This is a genomic window from Burkholderia sp. HI2761 (genome assembly GCF_002223355.1).
Classification (GTDB): Bacteria; Pseudomonadota; Gammaproteobacteria; order Burkholderiales; family Burkholderiaceae; genus Burkholderia.
On sequence record NZ_NKFN01000002.1, the window covers coordinates 73,545 to 86,839 of the forward strand.

At 65.1% G+C, this 13,295-nt stretch carries 11 protein-coding genes; all 11 read left to right on the top strand.

Translation table 11 applies throughout. The features are described from left to right. The first annotated feature begins 29 nt into the window (after positions 1–29). The 11 genes from CFB46_RS04545 to CFB46_RS04595 all read left to right on the top strand — a co-directional run bounded on the left by CFB46_RS04545 (position 30) and on the right by CFB46_RS04595 (position 13,272). On the top strand, positions 30–1,229 hold the full coding sequence (locus CFB46_RS04545; RefSeq protein ID WP_027783149.1) for an ABC transporter substrate-binding protein: 1,200 nt from the start codon (positions 30–32) through the stop codon (positions 1,227–1,229). 128 nt (positions 1,230–1,357) lie between these two features. Continuing rightward, a complete protein-coding gene (locus tag CFB46_RS04550) occupies positions 1,358–2,242 on the top strand; it encodes a branched-chain amino acid ABC transporter permease (RefSeq protein WP_027783150.1) in 885 nt (294 codons plus the stop codon). Then, positions 2,242–3,219: a branched-chain amino acid ABC transporter permease gene (locus CFB46_RS04555; protein ID WP_027783151.1), complete on the top strand. Its 978-nt coding sequence runs from the start codon at positions 2,242–2,244 to the stop codon at positions 3,217–3,219. The genes CFB46_RS04550 and CFB46_RS04555 overlap by 1 nt, the downstream gene beginning before the upstream one ends. Before the next feature lie 426 nt (positions 3,220–3,645). After that, entirely contained in the window at positions 3,646–4,215 is a 570-nt protein-coding gene (locus tag CFB46_RS35810) for a hypothetical protein (RefSeq protein WP_152777878.1), read from the top strand. Between the two features lie 78 nt (positions 4,216–4,293). Then, positions 4,294–5,451: an ABC transporter substrate-binding protein gene (locus tag CFB46_RS04565; protein ID WP_027783152.1), complete on the top strand. Its 1,158-nt coding sequence runs from the start codon at positions 4,294–4,296 to the stop codon at positions 5,449–5,451. 205 nt (positions 5,452–5,656) lie between these two features. Next, positions 5,657–6,706 (top strand): branched-chain amino acid ABC transporter permease, encoded by a 1,050-nt coding sequence (locus CFB46_RS04570; RefSeq protein ID WP_027783153.1) that lies wholly within the window; start codon positions 5,657–5,659, stop codon positions 6,704–6,706. Between the two features lie 4 nt (positions 6,707–6,710). Further along, a complete protein-coding gene (locus CFB46_RS04575) occupies positions 6,711–8,495 on the top strand; it encodes a branched-chain amino acid ABC transporter ATP-binding protein/permease (RefSeq protein ID WP_051421375.1) in 1,785 nt (594 codons plus the stop codon). After that, complete coding sequence (locus CFB46_RS04580) at positions 8,495–9,250, top strand: ABC transporter ATP-binding protein (protein ID WP_089499376.1); 756 nt, start codon at positions 8,495–8,497, stop codon at positions 9,248–9,250. The genes CFB46_RS04575 and CFB46_RS04580 overlap by 1 nt, the downstream gene beginning before the upstream one ends. A gap of 537 nt (positions 9,251–9,787) precedes the next feature. Next, positions 9,788–11,758, top strand: a complete 1,971-nt coding sequence (gene mnmG, locus CFB46_RS04585; RefSeq protein ID WP_027783156.1) for a tRNA uridine-5-carboxymethylaminomethyl(34) synthesis enzyme MnmG — start codon at positions 9,788–9,790, stop codon at positions 11,756–11,758. Next, positions 11,755–12,441, top strand: coding sequence for a 16S rRNA (guanine(527)-N(7))-methyltransferase RsmG (rsmG, locus tag CFB46_RS04590; protein ID WP_027783157.1), 687 nt, complete (start codon positions 11,755–11,757; stop codon positions 12,439–12,441). Before mnmG ends, rsmG begins: the two co-directional genes overlap by 4 nt. A gap of 51 nt (positions 12,442–12,492) precedes the next feature. Continuing rightward, on the top strand, positions 12,493–13,272 hold the full coding sequence (locus CFB46_RS04595) for a ParA family protein (protein WP_027783158.1): 780 nt from the start codon (positions 12,493–12,495) through the stop codon (positions 13,270–13,272). Positions 13,273–13,295: the final 23 nt, after the last annotated feature.

Sequence of the window (13,295 nt, forward strand, 5' to 3'; positions counted from 1 at the left end):
ACAACGCATCAGAACAACAGGAGACGTCAATGAAAATGAAGACCCTCGCACAGGCCTGTCTCGCGCTCGCGACCGCCGCGTTCACCGCCGGCGCCGCCCACGCGGCGGATACCGTGAAGATCGGCTTCATCACCGACATGTCGGGGCTTTACGCGGATATCGACGGGCAGGGCGGTCTCGAGGCGATCCGCATGGCGGTCGCGGACTTCGGCGGCAAGGTGCTCGGCAAGCCGATCGAGGTCGTCTATGCCGATCACCAGAACAAGGCTGACATCGCCGCGTCGAAGGCGCGCGAATGGATGGACCGCGGCGGGCTGGACCTGCTGGTCGGCGGCACGAACTCGGCGACCGCGCTGTCGATGAACCAGGTCGCGGCCGAGAAGAAGAAGGTCTACATCAACATCGGCGCGGGCGCCGACACGCTGACCAACGAGCAGTGCACGCCGTACACGGTCCACTACGCGTACGACACGATGGCGCTCGCGAAGGGCACCGGTTCCGCGGTGGTGAAGCAGGGCGGCAAGACGTGGTTCTTCCTGACGGCCGACTACGCGTTCGGCAAGGCGCTCGAGAAGAACACCTCGGACGTCGTGAAGGCGAACGGCGGCCAGGTGCTCGGCGCGGTGCGTCACCCGCTGTCCGCGTCGGATTTCTCGTCGTTCCTGCTGCAGGCGCAGGCGTCGAAGGCGCAGATTCTCGGCCTCGCGAACGCGGGCGGCGACACGATCAACTCGATCAAGGCCGCGAAGGAGTTCGGCATCACGAAGACGATGAAGCTCGCCGCGCTGCTGATGTTCATCGACGACGTGCACAGCCTCGGCCTCGAAACGACGCAGGGCCTCGTGCTGACCGACAGCTGGTACTGGAACCGCGACGCGGCGTCGCGCCAGTGGGCGCAGCGCTACTTCGGCAAGATGAAGAAGATGCCGTCGAGCCTGCAGGCGGCCGACTACTCGTCGGTGACGACCTACCTGAAGGCCGTGCAGGCTGCCGGTACGACTGACTCCGACAAGGTGATGGCCGAGCTGAAGAAGATCAAGATCAGCGACTTCTACGCGAAGGGCTATATCCGCCAGGACGGCAGCATGATCCACGACATGTACCTGATGGAAGTCAAGAAGCCCTCGGAATCGAAGGAGCCGTGGGACTACTACAAGGTGCTCGCGACGATTCCGGGCGAACAGGCGTTCGGCACCAAGCAGGAAACGCGCTGCGCGTTGTGGAAGTAAGCATCGCCTAGCGGCGCGCACGGGCGCGCCGCACGGTGGCGGCTGCAGCGATGTGCCCGCTGCGCCGCCCGCGTGCGCGATGCATGAACGTTGCGCACGCAATGAAACTCATTCTGACGGCTAAGTCGATGGAAATCTTTGGCATTCCGTTGCCGGCGATGCTGAGCCAGTTGCTGCTCGGGCTCGTCAACGGCTCGTTCTACGCGATCCTGAGCCTCGGGCTCGCGGTGATCTTCGGGCTGCTCAACGTAATCAACTTCGCGCACGGCGCATTGTTCATGCTGGGCGCGATGCTCGCGTGGATGGGCCTGTCGTATTTCGGGCTGCCGTACTGGGCGATGCTCGTGCTGGCGCCGGTGCTCGTCGGCGCGTTCGGAATCGCGATCGAACGCTCGATGCTGCGCTGGCTGTACAAGCTCGATCACCTGTACGGGCTGCTGCTCACGTTCGGCCTCACGCTGGTCGTCGAAGGCGTGTTCCGGTCGATCTACGGGTCGTCCGGCCAGCCGTACGACGTGCCGTCGCAGTTGTCCGGCGCGACCAACCTCGGCTTCATGTTCCTGCCGAACTATCGCGCGTGGGTCGTCGTCGCGTCGCTCGCGGTGTGCCTCGCGACGTGGTTCGTGATCGAGAAGACGCGCCTCGGCGCGTACCTGCGCGCGGGCACCGAGAACCCGAAGCTCGTCGAGGCGTTCGGCGTGAACGTGCCGATGATGATCACGCTCACCTACGGCTTCGGCGTCGCGCTCGCCGCTTTCGCTGGCGTGCTGGCCGCGCCCGTGATCCAGGTGTCGCCGCTGATGGGCCAGCCGATGATCATCACCGTGTTCGCGGTGGTCGTGATCGGCGGGATGGGCTCGATCCTCGGCTCGATCGTCACGGGCCTGCTGCTCGGCGTGATCGAGGGCTTCACGCGCGTGTTCTATCCCGAAGCGTCGGCCACCGTCGTGTTCGTGATCATGGCGATCGTGCTGCTGTTCCGCCCGGCGGGCCTCTTCGGCAAGGAAAAATGATGCAGAGAAAAGTGCTCTACGGCGTGCTGCTCGCCGCACTGCTCGCCGCGCCGTTCATCGGCGCGTATCCGGTGTTCGTGATGAAGGTGCTCACCTTCGCGCTGTTCGCGGCCGCGTTCAACCTGCTGATCGGCTATACGGGGCTGCTGTCGTTCGGCCATGCGATGTTCCTCGCGACCGCCGGCTATGCGACCGGCTATTCGATACAGACGCTCGGTTTCACGCCGGAGCTCGGCGTGCTGGTCGGCACCGTCGCCGCGACGCTGCTCGGGCTCGTCGTCGGGCTGTTCGCGATCCGCCGGCAAGGCATCTACTTCGCGATGATCACGCTCGCGTTCGCGCAGATGGTCTACTTCATCTATCTGCAGGCGCCGTTCACGCACGGCGAGGACGGCCTGCAGGGCGTGCCGCGCGGCCGCCTGTTCGGGCTGCTCGACCTGTCGAACGACGTCGCGCTGTACTACGTCGTGCTGGTGGTGGTCGTGGCCGCGTGCGCGTTCATCGTGCGGGTCGTCCATTCGCCGTTCGGCCAGGTGCTCGTCGCCATCAAGGAGAACGAAGCGCGCGCGATCTCGCTCGGCTACGACACCGATCGCTTCAAGCTGCTCGCGTTCATCCTGTCGGCCGGGCTCGCGGGGCTGGCCGGCTCGCTGAAGGTACTGGTGCTCGGCTTCGAGACGCTGTCGGACGCGTACTGGACGATGTCGGGCCTCGTCGTGCTGATGACGCTCGTCGGCGGGATGGGCACGCTGTTCGGGCCGCTCCTGGGTGCCGCGTTGATCGTGGCGCTCGAAGACCGGCTCGGCGACATCGGCGAATGGCTCGCGTCGACGACGGGCGTCGCGTGGTTTCATTCGCTCGGCGAATCGGCGACGATCGTTACCGGCCTGATCTTCATCGCATGCGTGCTGGCATTCCGGCGCGGCATCGTCGGCGAGATGGTCGCGCGGATCAAGCCGTTGAGAGCCTCGTCGTGAGCCGGCCGTGCGCGTCGCCGCGCGTTGATGCGAAGCACCATCCGGCACGCCCGGGAACGGCGTCGCAGCGGGTTGGCGCCGACGCCGCGCGGCACGCTGTTGCCCCATTTTCGTGCGGCGATGCACCATAGGGGTAAATGCTAAGTTGTCGTGGTGCTTAAGCCTCTTTAAGATTCACCTCAGTTCTGATGCACCGCGAAACGAATTTGCAGGTGGAGAACGAGGAGACAATCGAGGCACAAAGTGCCCGGACCCCAAAGCGCTGTTGGACGGAATCCAACAGCGCTTTTTCATTTGTGTGCACGGATTCCATCGATGGTGCATCGGCCCGCGTGACGGCCGCCTCCCGCGTTTGCGTTCGCACCGCGTCTTTCCGCGCTTCGCGCGTCCCCCCGTTTTCCCTTTCCCGCGATCCGTTCGCAGACGATGCGCAATCCTGCACAGGCGCTCCGGGCTTACCCGGTTGGCGTGCACGAAATGCGTCCGTTACACTCGGCTTTCGCCGACCGTGCGGTCGGGAAAATCGGTCGGCAGTTCTCCTACAAGCACAATGCAGAAGAGGGAGTACGGTTGGATGAGCAGCGCAGCGCGGTGGATCGGGGCAGGAGAGGCGGCGAGCGCCGTTCGTTCGTCATCGGATGCGCGATGGGTCGTCGCGGCATTCCCGAGCCGCTCCGCGGCCTGGATGCGCGTCCAGACGCCCGCGCGGATCGTTGCGCTCGCATCCGTATCTGCATCCTCCTCATGAGCGGCCGGTTTTCCGACGTTTCATCGTGCGCGTACTGGGCTGCACCGGCCCGGAATGGCGTGCGTTTCCGCCATCGTTGCGCACGCACCGATTTTCCGCGCGATCCCGCATTTATTCGCCTTCTTCATCCTGACGACATTGCTGCTGCGCATCGTGATGGCCGAATGACCGTTTCGGCCGGCATGCGGCGCATGGGTGCGGCGTTTCACGGGAAAACGAGCATGGGCGCGGATGATCTGGATAATTAAGATATTAACTTGTTTTGGGGATCGGGAGCCGCCCGAGCGACCCGTGGTTTTTTCGAGCAGCGTTTGGAGACAACGTAAATGAAGATGAATCGATGGATGGAGGCCCTGCTTGCCGCGGGCCTCATGTGTGCGGCGGCCACGGCGTCGGCGCAGGTCAAGATCGGCGTGACGCTGTCGGCCACCGGCCCGGCCGCCTCGCTCGGGATTCCGGAAAAGAACACGATCGCGCTGCTGCCGAAGGAAATCGCGGGCAAGAGCGTGCAGTACATCGTGCTCGACGACGCCTCCGACACGAGCCGCGCGGTGCAGAACGTGCGCAAGCTGATCGACGAGGACCACGTCGACGCGATCATCGGCTCCTCCGTCACGCCGAACTCGCTCGCGATGCTCGACCCCGTGTCGCAAGGCAAGACGCCGACGATCTCGCTTGCGGCGAGCGCGCAGATCATCGCGCCGATGGACGCGAAGCGCGCGTGGATGTTCAAGGTGCCGCAGAACGATCAGCTGATGGCCGACGCGATCGCCGGCTACATGGCGAAGCACGGCGTGAAGACGGTCGGCTTCATCGGCTTCGCCGATGCGTACGGCGACAGCTGGTACAAGACGTTCGACGCGGCGGCCGCGAAGAACGGGCTGAAGCTGGTGTCGAACGAGCGCTACAACCGGACCGACTCGTCGGTGATGGGGCAGGTGCTGAAGCTGCTGGGCTCGAACCCCGATGCGGTGCTGATCGCGGGCTCCGGCACGCCGGCGGCGCTGCCGGCCAAGACGCTGAAGGAGCGCGGCTACAAGGGCAAGGTGTACCAGACGCACGGCGTCGCGAACAACGATTTCCTGCGCGTGTGCGGCAAGGATTGCGAAGGCGAGATCCTGCCGGCCGGCCCCGTGCTCGTGACCGATCAATTGCCCGATTCGAATCCGGTGAAGAAGCCGGCGCTCGGCTACAAGGCCGCGTACGAGAAGGCCTACGGCGCGGGTTCGCTGTCGACGTTCGGCGGCCATGCGTGGGATGCGGGGCTGCTGCTGCAGAGGGCGATCCCGGAAGCGCTGAAGAAGGGCCAGCCGGGCACCGAGGCGTTCCGCGAAGCGCTGCGCGCGTCGCTCGAAAGCGTGAAGGATCTGCCCGTCTCGCACGGCGTGATCAACACGACGGCGACCGATCACAACGGCTTCGACACGCGTGCGCGCGTGATGGTGCAGATCGTCGACGGCAAGTGGAAGTTGCAGGCCGAGTAAGCATCACGTGAAACCGGCGTGCGCGGCGCGAACGGCGCCGCGTGTGCCGTCGGCAGGGTGGCGCGCCCCACGGGCCGCACCCGTGCCGCCTGGAACCACCGGGGGCCGCCGCATGGCGCGCGACGGGCCGATCGCTTCGCGCGCGCCCCGGGCGTTTTCGCCTTTCGTTTCTCCGCAGCATTCTCTCTCTCGATACACGAAACGTATGGATCTCTCGATTGCGGCGATCCTCGCGCAAGACGGCATCACGACCGGCGCCATTTATGCATTGTTGTCGCTGGCGCTCGTGCTGGTGTTTTCCGTCACGCGGGTGATCTTCATTCCCCAGGGCGAATTCGTCGCCTACGGTGTGCTGACGCTGGCCGCGTTGCAGGCGCAGAAATTCCCCGCCACCTGCTGGCTGCTGTTCGTGATGGGCATCGCGTGCTTCCTGCTGGAAGTCGGCGGCCTGATCCGCCATCGCGAACGCCGTCATCAGCTCGGCCGCACGCTCGCGACGCTGGCGAGCCGCTACGTGCTGCTGCCGCTCGCGGTATTCGCGGTCACGCGCGGCTTTGCCGCGCAGCCGTTGCCGATGCTCGCGCAGATCGCGCTGACACTCGCGATCGTCGTGCCGATGGGGCCGTTCGTCTACCGGCTCGTGTACCAGCCGATCGCCGAAGGCACGACGCTGCTGCTGCTGATCGTGTCGGTCGCCGTCCATTTCGCGATGGTCGGCCTCGGCCTCGTGATGTTCGGTGCGGAAGGCTCGCGCACCAACGGATTCTCGGACGCGTCGTTCGCGATCGGCAGCATGACGGTATCGGCCCAGAGCATCCTGGTCGTCGTCACGGCGCTCGTGCTGATCGGCGCGCTCTACGTGTACTTCGGCCGCACGATCGCCGGCAAGGCGCTGCGCGCGACGTCGGTGAATCGGCTCGGTGCGCGGCTCGTCGGCATCGGCACGACCGAAGCCGGACGGCTCGCGTTTACGCTCGCGGCAGGGCTCGGCGTGCTGTCGGGGATCCTCGTCGGCCCGCTGACGACGATCTACTACGACTCGGGTTTCCTGATCGGCCTGAAGGGCTTCGTCGGCGCGATCATCGGCGGGCTCGTCAGCTACCCGCTCGCGGCCGCCGGCTCGCTGCTGGTCGGCGTGCTCGAATCGTATTCGTCGTTCTGGGCGAGCGCATACAAGGAGGTGATCGTGTTCACGCTGATCATTCCGGTGCTGCTGTGGCGGAGCTTCGTGACGCCGCATGCGGAAGAGGAGTGACGCGATGAAGACGATGGTACGCAACAAGACCTTCTGGCTGTTTCTCGTGGTGCTGTTCGCGCTGCCGGTGCTGCCCGGCGCGCTGCAGGTGCCCGAGTACTGGATCACGCTGCTGAACTACATCGGCCTGTATGCGATCGTCGCGATCGGGCTCGTGCTGCTGACGGGCGTCGGCGGAATGACGAGCTTCGGGCAGGCCGCGTTCGTCGGCATCGGCGCGTATGCGACCGCGTTCCTGACGACGCGGTACGGCGTGTCGCCGTGGCTCGCGCTGATCGTCGGCGTCGTGCTGACGGCGCTCGTCGCGCTCATGCTCGGCGCCGTGACGATGCGGCTGTCCGGGCACTTTCTGCCGCTCGGCACGATCGCGTGGGGCCTCGCGCTGTTCTATCTGTTCGGCAACCTCGAACTGCTCGGCAAGTACGACGGGATCAACGGGATTCCGGTGCTGAACCTGTTCGGCATCCAGCTCGAAAGCGGCCGCAGCCTGTATTTCCTGATCTGGGCCGTGGTGCTGGCCGCGATCGTGTCGGTGCAGAACCTGCTCAACAGCCGGCCCGGCCGCGCGATCCGCGCGTTGCGCGGCGGCGGCGTGATGGCCGAGGCGATGGGCGTGAACACCGCGTGGATGCGCGTGGTGATCTTCGTCTATGCGGCCGTGCTCGCTGCCGTGTCCGGCTTCCTGTACGCGCACCTGCAACGTGCTGTGAACCCGACCCCGTTCGGCCTGAACCACGGGATCGAATTCCTGTTCATGGCGGTGGTGGGCGGCGTGTCGCACGTATGGGGCGCGGTGCTCGGCGCGGCGATTCTCACCGTGCTGCAGGACTATCTGCAGACGCTGCTGCCGAAGCTGCTCGGTTCGGAGGGCAACTTCGAGATCATCGTGTTCGGCGTACTGATGGTGCTGCTGCTGCAGTACGCGCGCCAGGGCGTCTGGCCGTTCGTCGCGAGACTGTTCCCGCGCGGGCCGCGCGCGCATGTGCCGGAGCAGGCCGATCCGCTGCCGCAGCGCGCGAAGCCCGTGGCCGGCGAGCCGCTGCTCGTGGTCGACACCGCGCGCAAGCAGTTCGGCGGGCTCGTGGCGGTCAACGACGTCAGCTTCGACGTGAAAGCGGGGCAGATCGTCGGGCTGATCGGCCCGAACGGCGCGGGCAAGTCGACCACGTTCAACCTCGTGACCGGCGTGCTGAAGCCGACCGGCGGTGCGATCACGTTTCGCGGCGAGCGCATCGACGGGCTGACGTCGCGTCAGATCGTCCGCCGCGGCATCGGTCGCACGTTCCAGCACGTGAAGCTGTTGCCGGCGATGACGGTGCTCGAGAACGTCGCGATTGGCGCGCATCTGCGCGGTCATACGGGCGTGTGGCGCAGCATCGCGCGGCTCAATGCGCACGAGGAAGCGCAGTTGCTGGCCGAAGCCGCGCGCCAGATCCGCCGCGTCGGGCTCGAGAAGCACATGTACGACGAAGCGGGCAGCCTCGCGCTCGGCCAGCAGCGGATTCTCGAAATCGCACGGGCGTTGTGCTGCGATCCGACGCTGCTGCTGCTCGACGAGCCGGCCGCCGGCCTGCGTTACCAGGAGAAGCAGCAACTCGCCGACCTGCTGCGGCGGCTGAAGGCCGAAGGCATGAGCGTGTTGCTCGTGGAACACGACATGGATTTCGTGATGAACCTCACCGACCGGCTGGTGGTGATGGAGTTCGGTACGCGGATCGCGGAAGGGCTGCCGCAGGATGTGCAGCAGGATCCGGCCGTGCTCGAAGCGTATCTGGGCGGGGTGGAGTGATGACGGACACGACGATGCCGATTCTCGAGGTACGCGGGCTGGCGGTGCGGTACGGGAAGGTGGAGGCGCTGCACGGTGCTGCCATCAAGGTCGGGGCGGGGCAGATCGTCAGCGTGATCGGCCCGAACGGGGCCGGTAAATCGACGCTGCTGAACGCGGTCATGGGCGCGCTGCCAATAACGGGGCACGCGTCGGGCGCGGTCGTGTATCGCGGCAACGATGTCGGCGCGTTGCCGGTCGAGCAGCGCGTCGCGCGCGGGATGTGCCTTGTACCGGAAAAGCGCGAGCTGTTCAGCACGATGACGGTCGAGGACAACCTCATATTGGGCGCATATCGGCGCAAGCAGGCAGGGGAAACGAACTTCCTCGATCAACTCGATCACGTGTTCGCGCTGTTTCCGCGACTGAAGGAGCGCCGTAGGCAGGCGGCCGGCACGCTGTCGGGCGGCGAGCGGCAAATGCTGGCGGTCGGTCGTGCGCTGATGGGCAAGCCCGACCTGCTGATGCTCGACGAGCCGAGCCTCGGGCTGGCGCCGCTGATCGTGAAGGAGATCTTTCATATCATCAACGCGTTGCGCGGTACCGGCGTTGCGACGCTGCTGATCGAGCAGAATGCACGGGCGGCGCTGCAGATCTCCGACTACGGCTATGTGCTCGAGACGGGCGAGTTTGTACTGGAGGGGCCGGCGGCCGAGCTTGCGCAGAATCCGCGTGTAATCGAGACCTATCTTGGATTGGCGAAGAAGACGGCTTGATTGGTGGTGCGGTGGGTAGGAAACGGGCGGCGTGTTTCACGTGAAACACGCCGTTTTTGTTTGCGAGGTCGCGCGGGGGCTCGATGCATCGGCGTTTGGGGGTGGGGGATAAGTCGCTCCGGAATAGTCGGAGGTACTGTGCGGTGCCGCGCAGGCTTGTTCCACCGTCGGCGATGCGTCGCACTTCGGTGGACAAGTCGCGGGACTCCGGCCAGAAATGCTGTGTGGAGTTAGGGCACAGAGTTGTGGTGTCTGGAGTGCCGGTTGGGCACAGACATCGGTCAGATCAGGGATTCCACACATGCTGGCGTGACGATCAACCAGATTTTGCACAGGTGCGACGATGTGCGTAGACGTGCTCGCAGGTACCGCCGAAGCTGCCCGATACGGCAAATTCCCGTCTCCACAGCTAAAAAATCGCCGAAATGCACAGACCCTACCATTCGGACGGCCTTCGGGTGAAAAGCGAACCCGCTATAATTCGGCCCATACATTTCTCAGATAGGTTCGTGCGCAGCTCCGCGTACGGAATCCACCATGCTTTTTCCCACAGAATTTGACGTCATCGTCGTCGGCGGCGGTCATGCCGGCACGGAAGCCGCGCTGGCGTCCGCCCGTATGGGCGCAAAGACACTGCTGCTGACCCACAACATCGAAACGCTTGGGCAGATGAGCTGCAATCCGTCGATCGGCGGCATTGGCAAGGGCCATCTGGTCAAGGAAGTCGACGCGCTGGGCGGCGCAATGGCGGCCGCGACGGACGAAAGCGGTATTCAGTTCCGGATCCTCAATTCGTCGAAGGGTCCGGCCGTGCGCGCGACGCGTGCGCAGGCCGATCGGATCCTGTACAAGGCCGCGATCCGCCACCGGCTCGAAAATCAGCACAACTTGTGGCTGTTCCAGCAGGCCGTCGACGATCTGATGGTCGAAGGCGACCGCGTGGTGGGCGCCGTCACGCAGATCGGCATCCGCTTCCGCGCTCGCGCGGTGGTGCTGACGGCCGGTACGTTCCTCGATGGCAAGATCCACGTGGGCCTGAACAATTACACGGGCGGTCGCGCAGGCGATCCGGCGGCCGTGTCGCTGTCGTCGCGCCTGAAGGAGCTGAAGCTGCCGCAGGGCCGGCTGAAGACCGGTACGCCGCCGCGTATCGATGGCCGCACGATCGACTTCTCGAAGCTCGACGAGCAGCCGGGCGACTTCGATCCGATCCCCGTGTTCTCGTTCCTGGGCCGCGCGGAGCAGCATCCGCAGCAGCTGCCGTGCTGGGTCACGCACACGAACGAGCGCACGCACGACATCATTCGCGGCGGTCTCGATCGTTCGCCCATGTATACAGGCGTGATCGAAGGGGTGGGGCCGCGCTATTGCCCGTCGATCGAGGACAAGATCCACCGGTTCGCGTCGAAGGAATCGCACCAGATCTTCCTCGAGCCGGAAGGGCTGACGACCAACGAGTTCTATCCGAACGGGATCTCGACGAGCCTGCCGTTCGATGTCCAGCTCGAGCTCGTGCATTCGATGCGCGGCCTCGAGAACGCGCATATCCTGCGCCCCGGCTACGCGATCGAATACGACTATTTCGACCCGCGCGCGCTGAAGGCGTCGCTCGAGACGAAGGCAATCAACGGGCTGTTCTTTGCGGGCCAGATCAACGGCACGACCGGCTACGAGGAAGCGGCTGCGCAGGGTTTGTTGGCCGGCCTCAATGCGGGCCGCTACGTGCAAGAGAAGGATGCATGGTGCCCGCGTCGCGACCAGGCGTATCTGGGCGTGCTGGTCGACGATCTCGTCACGCGCGGCGTGGCCGAACCGTACCGGATGTTCACGAGCCGGGCCGAGTACCGCCTGAGCCTGCGCGAAGACAACGCCGACATGCGCCTGACCGAGGTCGGCCGCGAGCTTGGGTTGGTCGACGACGCGCGCTGGGACGCCTTCAGCCGGAAGCGCGACGCTGTTTCACGTGAAACCGAACGCCTGAAGTCGACGTGGGTTACGCCGAAGACGCTGCCGGCGGAAGAGGCGACAGCGCTGCTGGGGAAGGCGATCGATCACGAATACAGCCTCGCCGAGCTGCTGCGCCGCCCGGGTGTGGGCTACGACGGCGTGTGCGGGCTGAAGGGCGGCGAGTGCGGCCCTGCGGAGCCGCTGACGGACGATCCGGTGCTGCTGGAGCAGATCAAGGAGCAGGTCGAGATCGGCATCAAGTATCAGGGCTATATCGAACGTCAGGCATCCGAGATCGAGCGCAACGACGCGAACGAGAACACGCGCCTGCCGGACGGTATCGATTACCGCGAAGTCCGCGGGCTGTCATTCGAGGTGAGCCAGAAGCTCAACGAGTTCCGGCCGGAAACGATCGGGCAGGCATCGCGCATCTCGGGCGTCACGCCGGCGGCCATCTCGCTGCTCATGGTGCATCTGAAGCGTCGCGGCCTGGGCCGCCGTAACGGCACGGCCGCAGAGGCCGCGGAGCAGGGGGACGGCAGCGTCCCGACGCAACAATGACGGTGCGTCGCGCGCCGGCGGTTAATCGGGACGTACTGGAACAGATGCTCGTCGAAGGTACGGCGGCACTCGACCTCACGCTGACGGATACACAACGCAACCAACTGCTCGACTATGTTGCGCTGCTCGGCAAGTGGAACGCGGTCTACAACCTGACCGCGATCCGCGACCCGAAGCAGATGCTGATCCAGCACATCCTCGATTCGCTTTCCATCGTCCCGCATCTGCGCGGCCGTACGTCGGCGCGCGTGCTCGACGTCGGCTCGGGCGGCGGGCTGCCCGGTATCGTGCTGGCGATCGTCGAGCCGGGTTGGCAGGTCACGCTGAACGATATCGTGCAGAAGAAGTCTGCCTTCCAGACGCAGATGCGCGCGGAGCTGAAGCTCGCGAACCTGTCAGTCGTCACCGGGCGGGTCGAATCGCTGCAGCCGGGTGTCGAAGTGCCGGAAAAATTCGACATGATCGTATCCCGCGCTTTCGCTGACCTGTCCGACTTCGTTAAACTTGCTCGACATCTGGTTGCACCGGGCGGGTCGATCTGGGCGATGAAGGGCGTTCACCCGTATGACGAGATTGCGCGGTTGCCGGAAGGCAGCCGCGTGAAGCAGACGATCCGGCTGGCGGTGCCGATGCTCGATGCAGAGCGGCATCTGTTCGAAGTGGCCGTCGACGACGCGAATTGAAGGCGCGCAGTAGCGCGCCGTTTGTTTGAAGGTAAAGGGAACACACCAACGATGGCAAAGATCTTCTGCGTTGCGAACCAGAAGGGGGGCGTCGGCAAGACGACGACATCGGTCAATCTCGCCGCAAGCCTTGCAGCGCAGGAGCAACGAGTCCTGTTGATCGATCTCGACCCGCAGGGCAACGCGACGATGGGCAGCGGGATCGACAAGGCCGCGTGCGAAGCGACCGTGTATGAAGTGCTGATCGACGGCGTGTCGGTGACGGACGCACGTGTGCGTCCGGAAGGCGTGACTTACGACGTGCTTCCCGCGAACCGCGAGCTGTCCGGCGCCGAGATCGAACTGATCGGTATCGACAACCGCGAGCGCCGCCTGAAGGCCGCGCTCGAGCGCGTGGCCGACGACTACGATTTCGTGCTGATCGATTGCCCGCCGACGCTGTCGCTGCTGACGCTGAACGGGCTGTGCGCGGCGCATGGCGTCGTGATCCCGATGCAGTGCGAGTACTTCGCACTGGAAGGGCTGTCGGATCTCGTCAACACGATCAAGCAGGTTCACGCGAACATGAACCGCGACCTGAAGATCATCGGCTTGCTGCGCGTGATGTTCGATCCGCGCATCACGCTGCAGCAGCAAGTCTCCGATCAACTGAAAGCGCACTTCGGCGACAAGGTGTTCGACGCGGTGATTCCGCGCAACGTGCGCCTGGCGGAAGCGCCGAGTTACGGGTTGCCGGGCGTCGTGTTCGACCGCAATTCGCGCGGTGCGCAGGCGTATATCCAGTTCGGTGCCGAGATGATCGAGCGCGTGCGCGCGTTCGAGGTGTCGTGATCCGGACATGAGCGAAGCGAGGA